This is a genomic window from Chryseobacterium sp. PvR013 (assembly GCF_017833095.1).
In the GTDB taxonomy this organism is placed as follows: Bacteria; Bacteroidota; Bacteroidia; order Flavobacteriales; family Weeksellaceae; genus Chryseobacterium; species Chryseobacterium culicis_A.
The window spans coordinates 983,084-1,005,458 of sequence record NZ_JAFIBT010000001.1 but is presented as its reverse complement, the minus strand read 5'-3'; the positions used below and the strand labels follow the sequence as shown (position 1 = coordinate 1,005,458).

Below are 22,375 nucleotides of genomic sequence, written 5' to 3'. Positions count from 1 at the left end.
CAAGTACGTTCAAATCGTTTGGGAGCGGTTGGTTCATATACCTCCCTCTCCCTTATCTATTATTTAATAAATTATCTTTAAAATAGAATTAAAATTATTCTGTCATAGTTAGGATAACATAAGACAATTGCAGATAATTTATTTATTATTTTCCCAACAGCAGTAAATCCATCGTTTTTTTGATCCATAAATTTTTGACTTATGGAAACAATTACAAAACAAGATCTTGACTTGCTGCGAGCTCAGATAGTCCAAGATATAGAAGTTTTAATAAGCACTAAGAATAATCAAAATGAACTAGACGAGGATTTTGATTGGATACGTAGTAAGAAAATTAGAAAGTTGATGGACATTTCTCCTGCAACGCTTCAGAATTTTAGAATTTCCGGGAAAATAAGACACAAAAAGATCTTGGGCTCATATTATTACAATAAGCAGGATCTGCTAAATCTTTTTAAAGATGAATAGCAATATCAGGGAATATTGGTTGCATTATATGTCGAATGTTACTAAGGATCCTCGTTTAAATGTATGGCATATATCCCTTATTTATGCGATTGTCCACTTGCCCATAAGCAGGATGAAAGAGAAATAATACGGGTCAGTCGTAGCAAATTAATGAAACTATCTCATATTGCAACTTTTCCAACATATCACAAATATTTTCAACAATTGCAAGACCTCGACTATATTACCTATGAACCCTCATACCATCCTGGATTTCGCAGTATCGTCAAAATAACGAAATTTAAAGTTGGCTGATAATATAAACCTCAATACACGTATTGAGGTTTATTGTTTATTATTATTAAATAGCAAGTTTATTTTATCTATAATAGATTGAACCTTGACTATATTAACTTGATAATTACTGTCTTTGTTTAAAGCATCTATATTAACTATTGAGTAGAGTCCAGACTCTAATTCTTCTACCATTTTCTTCAACTCTTCCCTTTGATCACTACTTTTACCATTTCTTAGCCTAAATTCCAGTTCTTTCATTTCTCTACCTATAACTTCCTGTTCGGTGATAGCATAGTCTTCAGTCTGCTTTACAGAATAGTGACCTAACATTTCTTTAACAACATGAATTGGAACGCCATTATTGAGAGTGACAGTACTTGCAAATGTTCTACGGGCTTTATGAGTGTTGAGATTTGTTGTTATTTCACAAATTTCGGCGATTTCCTTCAGGTATTCATTCATTTTTTGATTTGATCTAACGGGAAGCACACTTTTCCGTTGTATACAAATAGGATCATTTTTATATTTTGCCATAATTTCGACGGCCTTAGGTAACAGTGGAATATCAGTTTGAGATTTTGATTTCTGTCTGCTGCTCATAATCCATAAACCTCCATCATTACCATCCTTAATATCTTCCCATTTAAGCTGGTAAACATCAATATATGCCAATCCAGTATAACATTGAAAGATAAATATATCTCTAACAACATCTAGTCTCTCTGAATCAAAGCTAAACTCCTCTAGTTTTTTAAGTTTCAATCTACTTAATGGCTGTTTTCTTAACTTCGTTTTTTTTCCAACAAAAAGTTTGAAAGGATCTTTAGTGATTAGATCTTTAGCAACAGCCCTAAGAATTATTTTTTTGAAATTACTGATGTATTTAATTGCCGTATTATTTGAGCAATTTCTAACGGTTCTCAGATACATGTAGTAGTTCTGAGCAAATTCATAGTTTAATGCAGTAAATTCAATATCTTCTCGCTGGAACTTCTCTTTTATAAAATCCCTGACATGAGATCTTGCAGTATCATAACGAGTATGAGTTCCTTTGGAATACTCTTTCTTTCTAACTAAAGCCTTTATTTCCTCGTTATGTTCAAAGAACTCTTCAAGAACTTTATTACGCTTTATTGAACGACCATTTACAAAATTAATCAGGTCTACAGAAGAAACAGGAATCCCTTTGTTAAATAGTTCTGTTTTAAAACTGTTGACTTTGGTTGTCAATGATTCAAGGAAAGTATTTAAAGTTTTTGCGTCTTCCTTGGTTCCAATGGCTTTACCTTCTTTCTGATCCCATCTGTTGATGTCCCATTGCCTTCTTGTTGAAACTTCTTTTGGTATACCATCTACTGTAATCCTTACATACACTGTACGAATTGTCTTGTTCTTTGCACTCTTTAAGAAATAAAAGAGGCCATAACTTTGCTCTAACATAATTCAACATTTTAAAGTTTATAAAAGTCGAACTAAAGATCTTTTGAGTCAAGTTGTTAAAGATTTTTACTAGTTGATAATCAGGTGATTAATTTAAAAATCAAGTCTTTTTTTAGAATTTAACAATTGCCACGATTTTGCCACAAACTTTACGGGTTTATTTAAAAAATCTGAATTTTCTCGTTCAAAAAAAATCCTGCAAAAAATTAAATTTTGCAGGATTAATCAGCTTTTAGCACATTTTGAAGACTTTTCAAATACACTCAGTGGAGAATACGGGATTCGAACCCGTGACCTTTTGACTGCCAGTCAAACGCGCTAGCCAACTGCGCCAATCCCCCGTCTTTTATTTTAAAGCGGTACAAAAGTAAGTATTTAAATGATATTTGCAAATATTTTGTTGATTTTATTAGGTGAAAATTAAAAGATAATAAGAACAGTTTTTGGATTTTAAAATATAAATCTGCTCTTAAGCAAAAGAATTCCAACAGAATACCTAGATTTGAAAAAAATAAAACATGGAATTTTCTCCTTTTAATCCAGTAATTAAGCTTTGTTTGCAAGGAATGAGCTTTGAAGAGAAAGAAATGCCTGAAGAAGCGGCTCAACTATTTTTGCAAGCCTGGGAAGAAGCTTCGGATGACCATGAAAAGTTTCTGGCAGCTCATTATGCATCACGTCATCAGAAAAGGGTAGAAGATAAGTTAAAGTGGCTTGAAATTTCTTTAGATTTTGCCTTAAAAATTAATGATGATACTGTTAAAAGTGCCTTGCCTTCTCTTTATCTGAATATTTCCCAATGCTATCAGAACTTAGGCGATCGTGAAAATTCAAAAAAGAATGCTGAGTTGTCGGAACTGTTTAAAAACCATCCGTCTGACAAAGGTCCTTTTTACCACGGAACAAAAGCTGACTTGCAGATTGGAGATCTGTTGACCGCTGGCGGAAACTCAAATTATAAGTCAGAATTTAAAATGAATCATATTTACTTCACCGCTTTCACTCAAGGGGCAGGGCTTGCCGCAGCACTGGCAAAAGGGGATGGAGCAGAAAGGGTTTATATTGTAGAACCAACAGGGAATTTTGAAAATGATCCCAATGTAACAGATAAAAAATTTCCAGGAAATCCCACCCGTTCTTATCGTTCCGAAATGCCATTGAAAATCATAGGAGAGATCACAGAATGGAGCAGACCCAAGCCTGAAGATCTTCAGAAGTTTCGGGAAAAATTAGAAAATAGTAAGGGAGACATTATCAATTAATCTTTGTTTATCCGGTTAATTGGGAAAATGTTTCATTATGACTGTACTCATAAAACTCAGGATGAATATTTCATACATTTGGGAAAAGTTTTTCATTCATCCTATAGTTTTAGCCTCCGAATAGGGGGCGTTTCTGTTGGGTCATTTTAACTAAATGAGGTGACAGCGGATCGTTTGATATTGCCTAGAGAAAAGTTCCGGTGCGGCCTTCATTTCCAATAAGGATAAGATTCTATTGAAATTTCCTTTTAAATAAAAACCTCTATTGAGCTCCAGTGATTTTTTGCCATAATATACAGTACAGACTGGGGTTGAATATTTTCCAACGATTTTCATATCTATTCCTGTAATGTCAGTCCAGAGAAACTGATGCTGTTTCAAACCACCTGTAAAGCGGATTTCCGTATTTGAAATGATTAATTTTAGCCGGGTATACATCAGCATACTCACAGCAATCAGCAAAAGTAATGGCACCAAAAAAATAATCTCTTGTGGAAGATCTTTCTGCATGAGAAGACCGAATCCAGTCAAAACTAAGAGAGGACCGAAAAAATAACAGATTATTTTTAACCATTGTGGTGAGGAAAAAATTTCTTCAGTCAGTATCTGTTTCATAGTATAATAGTACGGTTTTTAAGTGATGTATTTCATTTTCATTCAAAAAAAACAGGATTGGTTGTTTACAGCTTAACATAAGAATTATTAAAGTCTTTGATTGAACATAGAAGTTAATACTCTTAAGTTAAATGGAAATCTTTAATTCTTAAATAAAAAACAGCCACAATTCAATTGTGGCTGCCTTTTTGAAATCAAATATCGACTATTATAAAGATCTGGAGCGGGCAATATTAATAAGGTACACAAGGTGTGCGTACATGCTTCGCTTTACAGACTCTATTTTTATATCTCCGGTCGTTTGGTTAATGGTGGTCACCAAATCGGTATTACATTGACCGGCAAAGTTTCCGCTTCCTAAATAGTTGACTGTATTAGTACTTGGATAAGAAATTCTGGGATAATCAGGAGCAGTCTGGTTAGCAACAGGAGCCGAGCCTGCAAATCCCTTATTATCAACATATCGGGCTGTCCATGTACCTAAAAACTGTCCGTTGCTGGTATTAATTCCTTGTCCTACAATAATCTGAGTATCTACAGGATTGCTGAACCCGGCGCAAGAGGTGTAATGATTGATGGAAACAGTGCAGGAAGAAGCATTGTCAACAGGCTGGAAACATTTTCCTTCATAAATAGTCAGCCTTTGCTCAGTAGCTGACATTGAAGTGTTTAATAATGCTTTCGGCGCAAAAATTTCTTCAGGAGAAATAAGCGTTAAAACTCCTTGTGCATCCGCTGCAACAATTTTTTTTTCAGCATTTGAAAGTCCTCTTATTCTTACTAGACCATTGACATCCAATGTATGAGAAGGAGTAGCTGTATTAATCCCAACCTGTGCTGTTAAACTCCCGCCAATAGCAAGTGCTGCCAAAAAGAATGTTTTTGTTTTCATGTTATTATTTGAAAAGGTTAAATTTTTCACTAATATAGGAAATAACTTTAAAATAGGGAGAAAAAACCTCTGAAATCTGATATAAAGTAATTGTAAACGAATATTGAATTTAATAATACCAAGTTTTACGTATATTTTTAAAATAACTCAAAATTTACACAGCTTGTATTTGTTTGAAAAATATTTGTATTTTAGCCGAAATATGTTGTTTTTTAATAAACATATTGGGTGCTAATTAAAATTCAGATAATTTGAATGAAAAAATTAGTAGATTTGCACGGAACAAAAAATAATACATATTAAAAAATATTCTCTGTGACTGGATTTTTAAGAGGAAAGTACATGAGAATAACAGGATTTTAGGTTATAAAACTACTGAAACTATGAAGAAACTTTTTTTACTTTTATTAACGGCGTTTTTATTTATCGGTTGCAGCTCTGATGATGATACTATTTATGATTATGTAGGAACATGGTCTGGTTCTTATGAAGGGAGTGATAAGGGAGTTTGGAACTTTGTGGTAGACGAGAGTGGTAAAGTAGTAGGAACAATGCATTCCGATGTGAATAATGAAAATTACAGCATTACCGGAAATTTAAGTGAGACAGGAGATCTGAACGCCAGAGTAGGACTTCCATCACAAGGAGATTTCAAAGGAACGTTAACGACAGAGAAAAAAGGAAACGGAAACTGGTCCAACTCACTTCCAACCCCTGCGATATCAGGAAGTTGGAAAGGAGAAAAGAAATAAAAACAAGAAAGTCTGCAGAATCTACTGCAGACTTTTTTATTTAAACAAATCCCATATGGGTAATCTCGTCTTTCTCATTCTTCAATACTACAAAATAAAGTAGAAAATCATCTTCGGAGAAATATTTTTTAAAAGACTTTTCCTGCTGCTGGCTCCAGCTTATTATTTCTTCATGAGTTTCTATGGTGTAACTTTCAGAATCTAATCGTAAGGTTAAGACGATTCCTTCATCTGTGGTACAACCTTTATTCTTATATAAAACCTGGTTTTGACTTCTGATACAATCTGAAACAGTATGGATTGTACCCAGCTGAAATGCTCTCAATAGCTTCCTTCCTTCTTCAGTCTTTAAACCGTTTTCAACCGTTCTTTTTCCTCTTTCGGAAATGATATCCAAATCCTTGATGGCTGTCATCACCTTTGCAAACTTCTGGTAGAGCAGGGGATCACCCGATTCTTTAATATACAGCTCAAGGCTCTTCCGGATAATCTTCCCGATTTTTGAACAGTGCCCGAATTCCGAACTGTTCTGTCTTACTTTCTCATATGACGGATTTTTTTTAAACGCAGCTTTATTGAACCCGCTTTTCTTCCGAACTACATTTTTGCCGTTCAGAGTATAAAATACCAGATCGCCCACTGCTCCTGTAATCTTAATTACACTTTCATATGTCGCCATATCTTCAAAATAGAAATCAAATATACCAATAAATAATGGAAAACAAAATTTTAACATATATTTATCATATAGTTGTAGTATAGTTATATTATAATTAAAATATAAAATGTATATTTGTCATGAATTAGTTAATTAAGTATAAATCAGATGAATATGGGATTGGGATTATTTGAACAAAGAATAAGGATAAAGCAGCTGTCTGTTTTACTGATGGCATCTGCTTTTGTAGTTTCCTGCGGATCTTCGAAAAGTGCTTCTGCCAGTAAGAAATCAAATACAAAGAACGTAGCGAAAGCTGAAAATCTCAGAAAGCTGGATTCAAAATTTAATGGGAATGTTTCCAGATCAATCAATGATATTCTGAAAGATGCAGAAAAATACATCGGGACACCCTATAAATTCGGAGGAAATACTTCTTCAGGTTTTGACTGTTCCGGATTTACAGTAAAAGTATTCGAAGAAAATGACTTCAGTCTTCCCAGACGATCTTCTGATCAGGCTGATGCAGGAAAGAATATTGATATCAAAGATGTGAAGCCCGGAGATCTTTTATTTTTCGCAACAGCAGGGGGAAGCAGAGTATCCCACGTAGGAATAGTTCATGATATTGGTCCTGACGGAGAAGTGAAATTTATTCATGCTTCTACTTCAAAAGGTGTAATCATTTCTTCCCTGAACGAAAAATACTGGAATAAGGCCTACCTTCATGCCCAAAGGGTTCTGTAAAAATAGTAAAATGATAGAGAACCCTACATTTGCCTTCATTAAAACAGATAAGAAGCTGATTAAGATTTTCTTAAAAGATATCAGTATGATCAAAGGGCTCGGAAATTATGTGGAAGTTCACACTATCGACAACAAGAGATATATTTACTACAAAACACTTAAAGATCTGATTGAAAGCCTGCCGGACGAATTTATGCGGGTTCATAATTCATATATTATCAATCTGATGAATATTGAATCTTTCGAAGACAATCACTTAATTTGTGGTGACTTAAAAATTACTGTAGCCAAAAGCTATAAAGAATGTCTGCAAACCGCTCTCGGTAAAATGATGCTTTAAAAACTCGTCTGCATCAGAAAATGATCCAACGACATCAGATTTTTGATCTCATGTATAAATAAATTTTCATTCCTCTTTTCATGTTTTAGTTTTACTGAAAAATTAAAACAATGAACAAAGACACTGCATTAGATTACATTCAAAACAATACGATTATCGGAATAAAAGCCGGAAATCAAAGACCTGAATTCCTGGAAATATGGATGGTTGTGGTACAGAACAGAATATTTGCAAGATCCTGGGGACTCGCCAGAAGAAGTTGGTATAATACCTTTTTAGAAAACTCAGCAGGTGAAATCCTATGTGGCGAAACAACATATGCGATAAAAGCTCTCGTTCCGGAAGATATCAGTGACCTTACTGAAGAAATTAATCAGGCGTATCTGACAAAATATAATACCGGCCATAATATTAAGTATTCACAGGGAATTGTTCAGGAAAAGCATATTGCCAGAACAATGGAGTTTATTATTTGGGATTAAAAATTCAATAGGAACGGGCTTTAGCCCGTTTATCGAAAAATAAAAACTTCAACCGGCTTTAGCCAAAACTTATAATTAACCACCCCGTCAAAAATTCTTTGAATTTTTGCCACCCCTCCGGAGAAGGGGAATTTCTGGAATCCCGATAAAATCTCTGTCATTGCAATAGTATTGCATCATGAAAATCAGGAAATTTGCCCAAAACTATTATCATATGGCAGATTTCATCAGATTCTTTATTCCTTTATATTTCATCGTATTCTTTACCATTTCCTTTGTCGGAATCAGTTATAAAGTGGCAAAACAGATCGGTAAAAACCCAAATGTTCTTCCCAAAGACGATTCTGTCTACGGACTTGTAGGATTCTATTTTAAGATGACTTTGTGTGTCCTTTTTATTTATACAATGCTTTTACTCTTTTTACCAGAAAAGATTTTTAATGCTTTTAAAATTACCATGCTGGAATATATTCCATTGCAATATACTGGAGTGGTGATCATGATTTCAGCACTGATTTGGGTTATAATAGCTCAGCTGCAAATGAAAAATTCATGGCGGATCGGGGTTGATAGCACAACAAAAACAGAACTTATTACTCATGGATTATTCAGGTTCTCAAGAAATCCCATATTTCTGGGGATGACCATCAGTCTTGCAGGATTTTTTCTTGTTTTTCCAACGGTAATTACTTTTTCTTTTCTTTTGATTGGAAGTATTTTGATGCAGATTCAAATCCGGATTGAAGAAGACTATCTGTTAAAACAGCATGGACCAATATATCTTACATATAAAAAGAGGGTTGCAAGGATGTTTGGCCTTCATTAAAAGCATCATCTTAAAAACCATTTTGCTGAACTTTTTTGTATCTTTGGCTGGTATAATTTTTCAAACTAATTTAAATAAGAAACATGTCGTTACAACAAACTATTGAAAATATTTGGGATAATAGAGAACTATTACAAAATGAAGACAGCCAGAAGGCGATCAGAGAGGTTATTTCTTTAGTTGATAAAGGTGAACTTCGTACTGCTGAACCTACTGAAAACGGGTGGCAGGTAAATGAATGGGTGAAAAAAGCTGTCGTAATGTATTTCCCGATCCAAAAAATGGAAACGATTGAAGTCGGCCCGTTTGAATTTCATGATAAAATGCCTTTGAAGAGAGGTTATGCTGAAAAAGGGGTGAGAGTTGTACCACATGCAGTAGCGAGAGAAGGAGCTTATATTGCTCCGGGAGTTATTTTAATGCCATCTTATGTAAATATTGGAGCTTATGTAGATTCCGGAACAATGGTAGATACTTGGGCGACCGTAGGAAGCTGTGCGCAGATCGGTAAAAACGTTCACCTGAGTGGTGGTGTAGGTATCGGTGGAGTATTGGAGCCTTTACAAGCTGCTCCGGTAATCATTGAAGATGATTGCTTTATCGGTTCAAGATGTATCGTTGTAGAAGGAGTTCACGTGGAAAAAGAAGCTGTATTAGGTGCAAACGTAGTATTGACCGCTTCTACAAAAATTATCGATGTTACAGGAGATACTCCTATCGAAATTAAAGGAAGAGTTCCTGCCCGTTCAGTAGTCATTCCTGGAAGCTATACAAAACAGTATCCGGCTGGAGAATATCAGGTTCCATGTGCACTGATCATTGGTCAGAGAAAGGAATCTACAGATAAGAAAACGTCTCTGAATGATGCATTGAGAGATAATAATGTAGCTGTTTAAGATTAATACTTTAAGCTAATATCACAATCTTGAAAGAAAAATTTCTTAAAATATTATTAAACCCTAAATATATATTTGGGGTTTATCTTATTATATCCGTTGTTACAGCTATTTCAAAATATCTGAGAGGAGATTATGCGATCAATAATTATCTGATTTTTAAAAACGTATTCTTTAATACCATTCATCAGAAAAATCTGTTTATCCATTATCCGGATCTCTATTTTGACCTGAATCATTATGGCGTATTTTTCAGTGCATTGATTGCTCCTTTTGCCATGATGCCGGATTGGCTGGGAATTTCACTTTGGAATATTGCCAACACCTTTATCTTTATCTACGGAATTTATAAACTGCCGTTTTCAGACAGCAAGAAAGCTATTTTCGGATTGCTTTGCCTTCAGGAATATATTACAGCAGCTTTAAGTCTGCAGTTCAATGTAGCACTGACAGGACTTTTGCTGTTATCTGCAGTATACATTTACGAAAGAAAAGAAGTGAAATCGGTAACTGCCATTTTAATCGGAATATTTGTAAAAATCTACGGAATAGTAGGATTAACGCAGTTTTTCTTTATTAAAAATAAGACTAAATTTATTCTTTCAGGAGTAGGCATTGCCATCCTATTTTTCGTACTTCCAATGGCCTATTCAAGTCCGCAGTTTGTGATTCAGTGTTACTCAGACTGGTTTCAGTCTATCGTAGAAAAAAATAATGAAAACCAGGTGCTGGGAAATATGCAGGATATCTCATTAATGGGCTTTGTAAGAAGAATTTTGGGGGATGCCTCCATTTCCAATCTTGTATTTTTAGCAGGCGGATTACCGCTTTTTGCGTTGCCTTATATCAGAATTAAGCAATACAAGCACTATGCTTTTCAACTGATGATTCTGGCTTCAACATTACTGTTTCTGGTCCTGTTCAGCTCCAGTTCAGAATCTCCAACATACATTATTGCTGTGGTAGGAGTGCTGATATGGTTTTTCCTTCAGAAAGAAAGAACACCGCTTATTATTGGATTGCTAGTTTTTGTCATTATTTTCACTTGTTTCTCCACTTCGGATCTATTCCCGAAATTTGTAAAAGAAAATTATATCATCAAATATTCATTAAAAGCAGTACCTTGTATTGTGATCTGGTTGAGAGTAACTTATGAACTCCTGACTAAAGATTTTGAGAAAAATTATAGCTTGAATTAATAAATATGAAGAAAATTTCAATTGTAATTCCCGCCTATAACGAAGAAGGTAACGTTGCCATGATCCATCAGAAAATTAAAGAAGTTTTTGATGGTTTGAATAACTATGACTTTGAAATCATATTTGTGAATGATGGCAGCAGAGACAATACGCAACAAAAATTAGAAGAACTTTCCAGTCAGTATGATGAAGTAAAATTCATTGAATTCTCCCGTAATTTTGGACATCAGCCCGCTGTAAAAGCAGGAATAGATAATGCCCACGGAAATGCAGTCATTTCTATGGACGGAGACCTTCAGCATCCGCCGGAGCTTATCCCGGAGATGATTAAGAAATGGGAAGAAGGTAATGATGTCGTTTTTACCTTTAGAACGTATCCCAAAGAGATTTCTTTTTTTAAAAGAAAAACATCAGACTTATTTTACAAGCTTTTATCAAGCCTGTCAGATGTTAATTTAACGAAAGGTGGTGGCTCAGATTTCAGACTGTTGGATGCAGGCGCTGTTGAAGTCATGAGAAATTTTAATGAAGACGATCTGTTTCTGAGAGGATTAACGAGTTGGATGGGCTTCAAACAAACGGGAATCGACTTTACAGCAGCAGAAAGGCTTTCAGGAAAAAGCAGTTACAATCTTAAGAAAATGTTTACTTTTGCCTTCACGGGAATCACAGCTTTCAGTGTAAAACCTCTTTATTTAGCCGCATATCTTGGGTTCTTATTTTCAGCACTTTCAGTAATCGGATACGGTACCTATGTGATTCATTCTTTCATTGCAAAGACGGAGATATCAGGTTGGGCATCATTAATTATGACCATTGTTTTCTTCGGAGGGCTTCAGTTAATCATCCTCGGAATCATGGGGATTTATTTAGGAAAAATATTTAAACAGGTGAAAGACAGACCTAATTATATTATTAAAAACAAAAATTTTTAAAATGGTTTTATTGAGTTTTGATATTGAAGAATTTGATATGCCATTAGAATATAAGGGTGAAATTCCCTTTGAAAAGCAGATTTCAATTTCACAAACAGGATTAGAGAGAATTCTTGATATCCTTAAAAAACATAATGCCAAAGCTACTTTCTTTTCTACAGTAGTTTTTGCAGAAAACAGCAAACCTCTTATTGAAAGGTTATTAAACGAAGGTCATGAACTGGCTTCTCATACATGGTTTCATTCAGAATTTGAAGACAAACACCTGAAGGAATCAAGGGAAAAGCTGGAAGAACTATTTTCCACAAAGGTAACAGGGTTGAGAATGCCAAGAATGATGCCTGTAGACGACAAAGAAGTGGAAAAAGCAGGCTATTCATACAATTCATCTATTAATCCCACATTTTTGCCGGGAAGATATAATAATTTAAAAGTATCCAGAACTTATTTTAAAGAAGGAAATGTAACCCAGGTTCCGGCTTCGGTTTCTCCTAATTTCAGGGTTCCTTTGTTTTGGTTGAGCTTTCACAATTTTCCCTTATTTTTCTACAAAAAACTGGCTTCGGACTGCTTAAAAAAAGATCAATATCTGAATATTTATTTCCATCCGTGGGAATTTGGAGAGATCAAAGACGAAGCATTTAAACTGCCTGGATTTACGGTAAAGAACTCCGGAAAAGATATGGTGGAAAGATTTGATGCGTTTGTAAGCTGGCTGAAAGAAAAAGGACATACATTCGGTACATTCCAGGAATTTCAAAAACAGATACAACGATGAAGATTGCCTTTGATGCAAAACGGTTTTTCCATAATACATCCGGATTAGGAAATTACTCGAGAGATCTTGTAAGGATACTTTCCGAGTATGAACCGGAAAACGAATATCTGTTACTCAACAAAAATAAATCGGAGAGAGGAAAAGATATCCTGGAGCACCCGAATGTTCATTTTATTGAAACTTCAAAAGGAAACTTTTCCCGTCAGCTTAAAATGGGTAAAGATGCCCAGAAGCAAAACGCTGATATTTTTCATGGATTGTCCGGTGAACTTCCCTTAAAATGGGACTCAAAACCTATTAAAAAGGTCGTTACCATTCATGATCTGATCTTTGTAAGATATCCGCAGTATTATTCTTTTTTTGACAGGAGAATTCACTTCTGGAAATTTAAAAAAGCTGCTGAAATGGCCGATAAGATCATTGCTATTTCAGAACAGACCAAAAGAGATATCATCCAATATTTAAAAGTTCCTGAGACTAAGATTGAAGTCATTTATCAGGGATGTCATCAGGCTTTTAAAGAACAGCAGTCTCCGGAACTGATGCAGGAGGTAAAAGAGAAGTTCAGGCTTCCGGAAAGGTTTATACTCAACGTAGGAACTATCGAAGACCGAAAAAATCTTTTGAACATTGTAAAAGCAGTCAATGGTACAGAAATCCCATTGGTGGTAGTAGGAAGGAAGACCAAATATTTCCAGAAAATAGAAAGATTTCTGAAAAAGAACAAAATGGAAAAGCAGGTGCTATTCCTTGAAGGTGTTTCCATGGATGAACTGGCCTGTCTTTATAAACTGGCAGATATTTTTGTTTATCCAAGTTTCTTTGAAGGCTTTGGAATCCCTGTCATAGAAGCGCTTTTCTCCAAAACAGTTGTGGTTACCAGCAATACAAGCTGCCTGCCGGAAGCGGGAGGAAAAGACTCCGTTTACATCAATCCGGATAATGATCTTGATATCCGGGCCAAAATCAAATTTCTCTGGGAAAATGAATCCGAGAGAAAACGACGTGAGGAAAGGGGTTTCGAGTTTGTTCAGAAGTTTAATGACGAACCTATTGCAAAGCAGCTGATGAATTTTTATCAAAAATTAATCTGAAAAAACTTTGCATTTTAAAAATAAATCCTACATTTGCATCATAATTCAAACAATGAAACCAATATTTTTAGCATTACATCATTATCATCATCATCTCTGTTAGGCGGAATTGATTGATATAAGTATGTGCTAAAATCAAAAATAATTAAAACCGTCTGAGTAAATAGACGGTTTTTTTGTTTTCAGGATTCTCCTCAGAAATTTCATTAGATCAGTTTTATTTGCTCAGACCTCAAAAAAGGCAAAATGAGTAAATTAAAAATTGCAATCCAAAAAAGCGGCCGGTTGTACGAAGAATCCCTTCAGCTTCTCAAAGACTGTGGAATCTATGTCAATAACGGCAAAGACCAGCTCAAAGTTCCAGTAGATAACTTTCCGATGGAAATCATGTACCTTCGGAACTCAGATATCCCACAATACCTGGAAGACGGAGTGGTGGATATTGCCATTGTTGGCGAAAATCTTCTGATTGAAAAAAGTAAAAATATCAAAACAATTCAGAAGCTTGGGTTTTCAAAATGCCGTGTGTCACTGGCTGTTCCCAAAGAAGTTGAAACGGATGAACTCTCTTTTTTCCAGGGTAAAAAAATTGCAACCTCTTACCCTAATACCCTCAAAAATTTTTTAGAAAAAGAAGGAATTACATCAGATATTCACGTGATTTCAGGATCTGTTGAAATAGCTCCTAATATCGGTCTTGCAGATGGGATATGTGATATTGTCAGTTCCGGAAGTACCTTATTCAAAAACGGATTGCGCGAGACTGTCACTTTGCTGAAATCAGAGGCTGTTTTAGCTCAAACTCCTCAATTATCATCTGAAAAAGAAGCTATTCTTGAGAAATTTGTGTTCAGAATCAAGGCAGTTTTAAAAGCAAAAAATTCAAAATACATTCTGATGAATGTTCCCAACGAAAAAATTCAAAAAGTATCTGAAGTTCTTCCCGTGTTGAAAAGCCCTACGGTTATTCCTCTTGCAGAAAAAGGCTGGAGCAGTATTCATTCTGTTATTGATGAAGTGCGTTTCTGGGAAGTGATTGATGAACTGAAAGACAATGGAGCCCAGGATATTTTAATCATCCCGATTGATAAAATGGTTATTTAATATATTGACTATTAAGATGGTTAATATTGGTTAACGCAAAGGCGCAATGAAAATGAAATTAATACTGTTTTAAGGCGCAAGGATTTTATCTCCGATAAAATTGAATGCTGCTTTAAGTAAAAAAATATAATTCAAACACTTGCTGAAAATCTTCGATTTTCTTGCGCCCTAAAAAAGTAAAAGATTAGAAAAAACTTTGCGTCTTTGCGTTTATCAAAAAAAATAGCAATTAAGATAGCTGAATAATATAGCTTCAGCTATGATCTTAATGAAACTTAACAACTTAAAAGAATCTTAATGGTTCAAAAAAAACTTTCAAAATAATACAATGAAAATATACAGATATCCCACAAAAAATACCTGGAAAGAGCTAGTAAAACGCCCGGTTCTTGAGCAGAAAGAGATTTCAGGTCTGATTACAGAAATATTCACGGAAGTTGAAAAAAACGGAGATAAAGCTTTAATAGAATTCAACAGGAAATTTGATAAAGCCGAAACGGTGAGTATTAAAGTATCTGATGTAGAAATTCAAGAGGCAGAAAAGCAGATTGATGATGAATTGAAACAGGCAATTCAGCAGGCAAAAGAAAATATTTCTACATTTCACGCTTCTCAAAAGCAGGAGATTCAAAAAATAGAGACGACAAAAGGAGTGGTTTGCTGGCGTGAAAACCGTGCTGTAGAGAGAGTTGGGATTTATATTCCCGGAGGAACGGCTCCTTTATTTTCCACAGTACTGATGCTTGCTGTTCCTGCAAATCTGGCAGGTTGTAAAGAAATTGTATTGTGTACTCCGCCGGATAAGAATGGGAATATCAATCCTGCGATTCTGTATGCTGCTAAACTTTGTGGAGTTTCGGAAATCTTTAAAATTGGTGGAGCACAAGCTGTTGCCGCTATGGCTTTAGGGACAAAAAGTATTCCTGGAGTGAATAAGATTTTTGGCCCCGGAAATCAGTTTGTAGTAGCAGCCAAAGAATATGCACAACGTTACGGAGTTGCCATTGATATGCCTGCCGGACCAAGTGAAGTTCTTGTCATAGCAGATGAGCAGGCTGTTCCTGAATTTTGTGCTGCAGATCTTCTTTCACAGGCAGAGCACGGCAGTGACAGTCAGGTTGTTTTTATTACCACAGAACTTAAAGTGTTTGACGAAACTATAGAGGCTGTTGAGCAGCAGCTCAGAGACTTACCCAGAAATGAGTTTGCTGGTCAGGCTTTGGAGAACAGCTCTTTTATTTTAGTGAACTCCCTGGATGAAGCCCTGGAGTTTAGTAACCTTTATGCTCCTGAACACCTTATTCTGGCGATCAAGGATTTTGAAAAATATATTCCTGAGATTCAGAATGCAGGCTCGGTTTTCCTCGGAAACTATTCCTGTGAGAGCGCAGGAGATTATGCCAGCGGAACCAATCACACGCTTCCTACCAATGCTTATGCAAAGAATTACAGTGGAGTATCGCTGGATAGTTTTGTAAAGAAAATAACATTTCAGCATCTTTCAAAGGAAGGTCTTCAGAATTTAGGAAAAACGATAGAGCTTATGGCAGAAGCAGAAGGTCTGTTTGCTCACAAAAATGCAGTATCCATCAGATTAAAATAATAAACGTTGGAAAACGCAAAGACGCAAAATAATATTGTAAAATAAATTTTTTAGGACGCAAAGATTTTATCTCCGATAAAATTGATTAATGTAGATAAAACCACAAAACAAAGCCCATACCCTTGCTGAAAATCTTCGATTTTCTTGCGCCTTAAAAAAGTGTTACAGAATTAAAAAACTTTGCGCCCTCGCGTTTATCAAAAAACTTGAACCATTAAGAAAATGAAGCTTTTAAGTAATGTTAAGATTTAATTCATTTGAATTTAGCTTACTGCTTAATGAAGATCTGAAGATATTTTCTTCACTATTCTTAATAACTCAATTCATCTTAATGGTTTAAAAACAATTTTTATATTGAATCATTTTTTAAGAAAATCAATACAATGAAAAATAACAGTATCAATACTTTAGTAAGAAAAAATATATTAGAACTACAGCCTTATGTAAGTTTCAGGGATCACAATGAATTTAATGCTCCGGTAATGCTGGATGCCAATGAAAGTCCTTTCGGGGAATGCAACCGTTACCCTGATTCTACCCAGAAAACGCTTAGAAAAAGGCTTGCGGAACTTAAAAATGTTTCTCCCTCACAGATTGCCATAGGAAACGGAAGTGATGAACTGATAGACCTTATCATTAAAATCTTCTGTGAGCCTAAAAAAGATGCCATTCTGATGATGAATCCGTCATTTGCCATGTATGGTTTCTATGCGGCAATCAATGAAAATAAGGTTTTGAAACTGGATTTGGATGACAATTTTGAAATTATTAAAAATGATTTTTTAGAAACTGCTGCAGATCCGTCCCTGAAAGTTTTCTTTTTATGCTCACCTAACAACCCTACAGGAAACAGTATTGACGATATTGAGTTTTATCTTCAGAACTTCAATGGAATTGTTGTTGTTGACGAAGCTTATATTGAATTTTCGGGTAAAAAATCAAGTTTGGAGCTATTGGATCAATATTCTAACTTAATTGTACTGCAAACTTTTTCCAAAGCTTGGGGATTTGCCGGAGCAAGAGTAGGTATGGCATATGCATCATCAGAGATTATCGGCTTTATCAACACGGTAAAAGCACCTTATAATGTGAATGTTTTAAGCCAGGAATTGATCATAAAGACATTGAATGATGAAAAGAGGCTTCAGGAAAATGTAAGCCGAATTCTGGAAGAAAGGACATGGCTGCAGCAGCAGTTTGAAGGAATTGCATGTATTTCGAAAGTGTTTTCAACAGATGCCAATTTCTTTCTGATTAAAATGGAAAATGTTGATTCAGTGTATACAAGAATGCTCGAGGAAGAAATTTTAACCAGCAGAAGAGATCCTGCCATTCCCGGATGCATCAGAATCAATGTAGGAAACCGTGAAGAGAATGAAAAATTAATTAACCTTTTAAAAGGAATATAATATAGCTTGTTAAAATATAAACCATTAAGAGAAACGAAGATAATAAGCAAAGTTAAGATTCATCAGGATGAATAAAATGCAAAGCTAAATTAATAGCTTCAACTATGTTCTTACTACTTCTTAATCACTTAAAAAAAGCATAATGGTTAAAAACAATTTGATAAAAACATATGAAAAAAGTACTCTTTATAGACCGTGACGGAACCCTTATTATTGAACCGCCAACTGATTTTCAGGTTGATTCTCTTGAAAAACTTGAGTTTTATCCCGGAGTCTTCCAAAATCTATCAAAAATTGTCAATGAACTGGATTATGAACTGGTTATGGTGACGAATCAGGATGGTTTGGGGACTGAAAGTTTTCCTGAAGAAGATTTCATAAAACCCCACGCAAAAATGCTCCAGGCGTTTGAAAATGAAGGGATCGTTTTTAGTGAAATTTTAATTGATAAAAGTTTTGAATCTGAGAATCTTCCCACCAGAAAACCAGGAATCGGAATGCTGGGAAAATACATCTATGGCAATTATGATCTGGAAAATTCCTATGTAATTGGTGATCGAAATACCGACGTTCAACTCGCTAAAAACCTTAAGTCTAAAGCTATTTATCTTAATCAAAACTTAAATAGCGAAGCTGAGCTTTCTGCAACAAGCTGGTCAGAGATTTATCAGTTTTTAAAATCCGGAATGAGGAAAGCTAAAGTCTCCCGCAAAACCAATGAAACAGCTATAGAAATTGAAGTGAATCTTGACGGAAACGGTCGGTCAGATATTTCAACCGGACTTCATTTTTTTGATCACATGCTGGATCAGATTGCAAGACACGGAAATATGGATCTTACCATAAAAGTAAACGGAGATCTTGCTGTAGATGAACACCACACCATTGAAGATACCGGGATTGTATTGGGAGAAGCTATTTTAAAAGCTTTAGGAAAGAAAAAAGGGATTGAAAGATATGGTTTCCTGCTTCCAATGGATGATTGTCTTTCTCAGGTGGCTATTGACTTTGGCGGCAGACCCTGGTTAGTATGGGATGCTCCGTTTAAAAGAGAAAAGATAGGGGATATGCCTACCGAAATGTTTTATCACTTTTTTAAGTCCTTTACGGATGCCTCAAAATCCAATCTGAATATCAAAGCAGAAGGAGATAATGAACACCACAAAATTGAATCTATCTTTAAAGCATTTGCAAAAGCCGTTAAAATGGCGGTAAACCAAACAGATACTAACTTCAGCCTGCCTTCCACAAAAGGAAGTTTATAAATATGATTGCCATAATAAAATACAACGGAGGAAATGTAAACTCTGTTCAGAATGCCCTCAACAGGCTGAATATTGATTCTGTGATTACGGATGATCCTGAACAGATCTTAAAAGCAGATAAAGTTATCTTTCCGGGCGTAGGAGAAGCCTCATCCACCATGAAACTGCTGAAAGAAAAAGAACTCGATCTATTGATTCCAGCTCTAAAACAGCCTGTTTTGGGAATATGCCTGGGGATGCAGCTGATGTGTAAAGGAAATGAAGAGGGCGATACTGAAGGAATGGGAATTTTTGATATTAAGGTCAGAAAATTTCCATCCAGAGATATTGTTCCGCATATGGGCTGGAATACGGTTTCAGGACAGACCTCACCACTGTTTGCTGGAATTGAAAAGAGTAGTGACGTTTATTTTGTTCACAGTTATTATTGTGAGCTTTCAGACTTTACAACGTCTGTTTGTGATTATATACTGCCTTTCAGTGCTTCCTTGCAGAAAGATAATTTTTATGCAGTACAGTTTCACCCTGAAAAATCAGGAATCGTGGGAAGCCAGATCGTTAAAAACTTTATAAATTTATAATGATGAAAATAATTCCGGCTATTGATATTATCGACGGGAAATGTGTCCGTTTGTCAAAAGGAGATTACAATACAAAGAAAATATACAATGAAGATCCTGTGGAAGTGGCTAAAGAATTTGAAAGCTTTGGTATTCAGTTTCTTCATTTGGTAGATCTTGATGGAGCGAAATCAAAACATATTGTCAATCAAAAAGTTCTTGAAAACACTGCGGCATCTACTTCGTTACACATTGACTTTGGTGGCGGATTAAAAACTCAGGAAGATATTGAAACAGCTTTTAATTCAGGTGCGAAGCAGATTACTTTAGGAAGTATTGCGGTTCAGAATCCTGAGTTCTGTTTTGAAATGATCAGCAAATATGGCCCTGAGAAAATTATTTTGGGAGCAGACTGTGAAAACCGGAAAATTAAAACCTCCGGCTGGCTCGAAGAAAGTGATAATGACATCATAGACTTTATTATTCAGTATCAGGAAAAAGGAATACAAAATACGATATGTACTGATATTGCAAAAGATGGAATGCTGGAAGGCCCATCAACAGGACTGTATATTGAAATTTTATATAAAACGTCGGTTCAGCTGGTAGCAAGCGGAGGGATTTCAGGGATTGCTGATGTCTATAAAATGAAAGATATAGGATGCTCAGGAACAATCATCGGAAAGGCAATTTATGAGGGAAAAATAAGCTTACAACAACTTCAAAATTTTATTGAAAATGCTTAAGAAAAGAATTATTCCATGTTTGGATATTAAAGATGGAGCTACGGTGAAAGGGATCAATTTTGAAGATCTTAAAAATGCAGGAGATCCTGTAGAGCTTGCTAAAAAATATGAGAAAGAAGGAGCTGATGAACTTGTTTTTCTGGATATTACCGCCACTATTGAAAACAGAAAGACGTTTATAGAACTGGTAAAAGATATTGCAAAAGAACTCAGTATTCCCTTTACTGTAGGAGGAGGAATTTCTTCGGTAGAAGATGTGAGAAAGCTTTTGGAAGCAGGGGCAGATAAAATCAGTATCAATTCTTCAGCGGTGAAAAATCCCACTCTTATTTCCGATTTGGCCAAAGAATTTGGAAGTCAGTGTATTGTGGTAGCGATTGACACAAGACAAGTTGGAGATCTGGATCTCGTCCATATTAAAGGTGGAAGAGAAGCAACTGAACTTCTTACCGTAGAATGGGCGAAACAAGCAGAGTCTCTGGGCGCAGGAGAAATTCTGCTGACTTCCATGGATGGTGATGGCACAAAAAACGGTTTTGATCTCCGTATTACAAAGCTGGTTTCAGAAAATATAAGCATTCCGGTCATTGCTTCCGGAGGAGCAGGTAAGGTAGATGACTTTGTTAAAGTATTTAATGAAACAAAAGCTACAGGAGGATTGGCTGCCAGTATTTTCCATTTTAATGAAATAGGCGTTCAGGATTTAAAACAACAATTAAAAACTCAAAAAATAGAAGTACGATGAAAATAGATTTTAATAAAGATAATGGACTTGTTCCCGTGGTGATTCAGGATAACAGAACACTACAGGTACTGATGTTGGGTTATATGAATGAAGAAGCTTTTGAAAAAACAGAAAAGGAGGGAATCGTTACTTTTTTCAGTCGTTCCAAAAACAGACTCTGGACAAAAGGGGAAGAATCGGGTAATTTTTTAACGGTAAAAAGCATTGATATAGACTGTGATCAGGATACGCTATTAATTAAAGTTATTCCTAAAAATGTGGTGTGCCACACAGGAAGTTTCAGCTGTTTCGGAGAAAAGAATGCCAAGGGGTTTTTATATGAGCTGGAACAGAAAATAGCTCAGAGAATAGATAACAAAACAGAGGATTCTTATACTTATTCGCTCTACCAAAGAGGAATTAATAAAATGGCTCAAAAAGTAGGTGAAGAAGCCGTAGAATTGGTGATAGAAGCAAAAGACAATAACGAAGAACTTTTTAAAAATGAAGCTGCAGACCTGCTGTACCACTTTTTGATATTATTAAAAGCAAAAGGATTTACGCTGGAAGAAATTGAAGAAATTCTTAAAAACAGGAATAAATAAAACCTTTGAAAGAATTCAAAGGTCTTCTTGTTTAAAAGGTATGCTTACTTCAAAGAAAGATATTAAAAATAAACAATTGTTATTATGTTGGTTTTTTTTAGTATTGGTTGATATTGTGTAAATATGATAAATTAGTACGGTATTAAAAACTAATTGTGAAAAATAAAGAAATATGTATGAGAAAATCAGTATCATATTGCCTGTTGTTTTTTTTCTGTTTTAAACTGTGAATACTTTATATTTAATGATGTCAGCTAAAAACAAACATTAAAATGCCTATGAGAATAAGAGTTATATACTTTCTATTAATGCTTTTTGTTACTATATCTTGTAGCAATCAGAATGTCAAGTTATTTTACTATAATGGTTTAGATTATAATCAAAATGATACATTGGGATCATCACTGCATATTTTCTTTGAGAAAGACAATGATATGAATAGTGTTTTAATACAGAACAAAGAACTGAAAAATAATTTATTAATAATTAAAGAAAAAATTGTTTCAACTCATCATATAATAGTCCCTGATGATGGAAATTATACATTCGCATTTATCAGTAAGAAAGATACATTATTTGCTGATAACAGATTGGAATTCTGGAGATATGGAAATTTAGGTGTTTATTTTAAAATAAAAGATGATGTCAAGAAAAGTGTGCTGGAACATTACAAATTAAATCCCAATCAATTCTAATAAG

The 22,375-nt window shown here is 35.0% G+C and carries 25 protein-coding genes and 1 tRNA gene; 21 read left to right on the top strand and 5 right to left on the bottom strand.

Annotated elements, in window-relative coordinates; translation table 11 throughout:
* Positions 1 to 201 precede the first annotated feature (201 nt).
* Positions 202 to 468, top strand: coding sequence for a DNA-binding protein (locus tag JOE44_RS04670; protein ID WP_209784545.1), 267 nt, complete (start codon positions 202 to 204; stop codon positions 466 to 468).
* Between the two features lie 324 nt (positions 469 to 792).
* On the opposite strand, the gene JOE44_RS04665 is transcribed toward JOE44_RS04670, so the two are convergent.
* Together JOE44_RS04665 and JOE44_RS04660 are read right to left on the bottom strand one after the other, a co-directional pair.
* Positions 793 to 2,184, bottom strand: coding sequence for a site-specific integrase (locus tag JOE44_RS04665; protein WP_209784544.1), 1,392 nt, complete (start codon positions 2,182 to 2,184; stop codon positions 793 to 795).
* A 267-nt stretch (positions 2,185 to 2,451) separates the two neighbouring features.
* Positions 2,452 to 2,525: transfer RNA gene (locus JOE44_RS04660), tRNA-Ala, on the bottom strand.
* Between the two features lie 177 nt (positions 2,526 to 2,702).
* Between JOE44_RS04660 and arr the strand changes: the two genes are divergently transcribed.
* Positions 2,703 to 3,446 carry an NAD(+)--rifampin ADP-ribosyltransferase gene (gene arr / locus JOE44_RS04655; RefSeq protein ID WP_209784543.1) on the top strand — a complete coding sequence of 248 codons (744 nt, stop codon included), beginning with the start codon at positions 2,703 to 2,705 and terminating at the stop codon, positions 3,444 to 3,446.
* Positions 3,447 to 3,596: 150 nt separating this feature from the next.
* On the opposite strand, the gene JOE44_RS04650 is transcribed toward arr, so the two are convergent.
* Together JOE44_RS04650 and JOE44_RS04645 are read right to left on the bottom strand one after the other, a co-directional pair.
* Positions 3,597 to 4,061 (bottom strand): hypothetical protein, encoded by a 465-nt coding sequence (locus JOE44_RS04650; protein WP_209784542.1) that lies wholly within the window; start codon positions 4,059 to 4,061, stop codon positions 3,597 to 3,599.
* A gap of 208 nt (positions 4,062 to 4,269) precedes the next feature.
* The gene (locus JOE44_RS04645; RefSeq protein WP_209784541.1) at positions 4,270 to 4,953 is read right to left on the bottom strand and encodes a hypothetical protein; all 684 of its coding nucleotides are present in this window, start codon (positions 4,951 to 4,953) and stop codon (positions 4,270 to 4,272) included.
* A 383-nt stretch (positions 4,954 to 5,336) separates the two neighbouring features.
* Here JOE44_RS04645 and JOE44_RS04640 point away from each other — a divergent pair, with 383 nt between their 5' ends.
* On the top strand, positions 5,337 to 5,705 hold the full coding sequence (locus JOE44_RS04640) for a hypothetical protein (RefSeq protein ID WP_105682437.1): 369 nt from the start codon (positions 5,337 to 5,339) through the stop codon (positions 5,703 to 5,705).
* Positions 5,706 to 5,745: 40 nt separating this feature from the next.
* On the opposite strand, the gene JOE44_RS04635 is transcribed toward JOE44_RS04640, so the two are convergent.
* Complete coding sequence (locus JOE44_RS04635; RefSeq protein WP_209784540.1) at positions 5,746 to 6,384, bottom strand: hypothetical protein; 639 nt, start codon at positions 6,382 to 6,384, stop codon at positions 5,746 to 5,748.
* 153 nt (positions 6,385 to 6,537) lie between these two features.
* Here JOE44_RS04635 and JOE44_RS04630 point away from each other — a divergent pair, with 153 nt between their 5' ends.
* From JOE44_RS04630 to JOE44_RS04545, 18 genes are all read left to right on the top strand, one after another.
* Positions 6,538 to 7,110: a C40 family peptidase gene (locus tag JOE44_RS04630; RefSeq protein WP_209784539.1), complete on the top strand. Its 573-nt coding sequence runs from the start codon at positions 6,538 to 6,540 to the stop codon at positions 7,108 to 7,110.
* Positions 7,111 to 7,120: 10 nt separating this feature from the next.
* Positions 7,121 to 7,450, top strand: coding sequence for a LytTR family DNA-binding domain-containing protein (locus JOE44_RS04625; protein WP_209784538.1), 330 nt, complete (start codon positions 7,121 to 7,123; stop codon positions 7,448 to 7,450).
* Between the two features lie 110 nt (positions 7,451 to 7,560).
* Positions 7,561 to 7,932, top strand: a complete 372-nt coding sequence (locus tag JOE44_RS04620; protein WP_209784537.1) for a DUF2255 family protein — start codon at positions 7,561 to 7,563, stop codon at positions 7,930 to 7,932.
* Positions 7,933 to 8,110: 178 nt separating this feature from the next.
* Complete coding sequence (locus tag JOE44_RS04615; RefSeq protein WP_245169708.1) at positions 8,111 to 8,758, top strand: isoprenylcysteine carboxylmethyltransferase family protein; 648 nt, start codon at positions 8,111 to 8,113, stop codon at positions 8,756 to 8,758.
* A gap of 83 nt (positions 8,759 to 8,841) precedes the next feature.
* Positions 8,842 to 9,654 (top strand): 2,3,4,5-tetrahydropyridine-2,6-dicarboxylate N-succinyltransferase, encoded by an 813-nt coding sequence (locus JOE44_RS04610; protein WP_209784536.1) that lies wholly within the window; start codon positions 8,842 to 8,844, stop codon positions 9,652 to 9,654.
* A gap of 29 nt (positions 9,655 to 9,683) precedes the next feature.
* Entirely contained in the window at positions 9,684 to 10,853 is a 1,170-nt protein-coding gene (locus JOE44_RS04605) for a glycosyltransferase family 87 protein (protein WP_209784535.1), read from the top strand.
* A gap of 5 nt (positions 10,854 to 10,858) precedes the next feature.
* Positions 10,859 to 11,788 (top strand): glycosyltransferase family 2 protein, encoded by a 930-nt coding sequence (locus tag JOE44_RS04600; RefSeq protein ID WP_209784534.1) that lies wholly within the window; start codon positions 10,859 to 10,861, stop codon positions 11,786 to 11,788.
* 1 nt (position 11,789) lies between these two features.
* Positions 11,790 to 12,566 (top strand): polysaccharide deacetylase family protein, encoded by a 777-nt coding sequence (locus JOE44_RS04595; protein WP_209784533.1) that lies wholly within the window; start codon positions 11,790 to 11,792, stop codon positions 12,564 to 12,566.
* On the top strand, positions 12,563 to 13,660 hold the full coding sequence (locus JOE44_RS04590) for a glycosyltransferase family 1 protein (protein WP_209784532.1): 1,098 nt from the start codon (positions 12,563 to 12,565) through the stop codon (positions 13,658 to 13,660). The genes JOE44_RS04595 and JOE44_RS04590 overlap by 4 nt, the downstream gene beginning before the upstream one ends.
* Positions 13,661 to 13,906: 246 nt before the next feature.
* Positions 13,907 to 14,764: an ATP phosphoribosyltransferase gene (gene hisG, locus JOE44_RS04585; RefSeq protein WP_209784531.1), complete on the top strand. Its 858-nt coding sequence runs from the start codon at positions 13,907 to 13,909 to the stop codon at positions 14,762 to 14,764.
* 328 nt (positions 14,765 to 15,092) lie between these two features.
* Positions 15,093 to 16,367, top strand: coding sequence for a histidinol dehydrogenase (gene hisD, locus JOE44_RS04580; protein WP_209784530.1), 1,275 nt, complete (start codon positions 15,093 to 15,095; stop codon positions 16,365 to 16,367).
* A 383-nt stretch (positions 16,368 to 16,750) separates the two neighbouring features.
* A complete protein-coding gene (gene hisC / locus JOE44_RS04575) occupies positions 16,751 to 17,776 on the top strand; it encodes a histidinol-phosphate transaminase (RefSeq protein WP_209784529.1) in 1,026 nt (341 codons plus the stop codon).
* Between the two features lie 170 nt (positions 17,777 to 17,946).
* Positions 17,947 to 19,041 (top strand): bifunctional histidinol-phosphatase/imidazoleglycerol-phosphate dehydratase HisB, encoded by a 1,095-nt coding sequence (gene hisB, locus JOE44_RS04570; RefSeq protein ID WP_209784528.1) that lies wholly within the window; start codon positions 17,947 to 17,949, stop codon positions 19,039 to 19,041.
* A 2-nt stretch (positions 19,042 to 19,043) separates the two neighbouring features.
* Positions 19,044 to 19,622 (top strand): imidazole glycerol phosphate synthase subunit HisH, encoded by a 579-nt coding sequence (hisH, locus tag JOE44_RS04565; RefSeq protein ID WP_209784527.1) that lies wholly within the window; start codon positions 19,044 to 19,046, stop codon positions 19,620 to 19,622.
* Between the two features lie 2 nt (positions 19,623 to 19,624).
* On the top strand, positions 19,625 to 20,347 hold the full coding sequence (hisA, locus tag JOE44_RS04560; protein WP_209789098.1) for a 1-(5-phosphoribosyl)-5-[(5-phosphoribosylamino)methylideneamino]imidazole-4-carboxamide isomerase: 723 nt from the start codon (positions 19,625 to 19,627) through the stop codon (positions 20,345 to 20,347).
* Entirely contained in the window at positions 20,340 to 21,092 is a 753-nt protein-coding gene (gene hisF / locus JOE44_RS04555; RefSeq protein WP_209784526.1) for an imidazole glycerol phosphate synthase subunit HisF, read from the top strand. Before hisA ends, hisF begins: the two co-directional genes overlap by 8 nt.
* Positions 21,089 to 21,676, top strand: coding sequence for a bifunctional phosphoribosyl-AMP cyclohydrolase/phosphoribosyl-ATP diphosphatase HisIE (gene hisIE, locus JOE44_RS04550; RefSeq protein WP_209784525.1), 588 nt, complete (start codon positions 21,089 to 21,091; stop codon positions 21,674 to 21,676). The genes hisF and hisIE overlap by 4 nt, the downstream gene beginning before the upstream one ends.
* A 308-nt stretch (positions 21,677 to 21,984) precedes the next feature.
* Positions 21,985 to 22,371: a hypothetical protein gene (locus tag JOE44_RS04545; RefSeq protein WP_209784524.1), complete on the top strand. Its 387-nt coding sequence runs from the start codon at positions 21,985 to 21,987 to the stop codon at positions 22,369 to 22,371.
* Positions 22,372 to 22,375 lie beyond the last annotated feature (4 nt).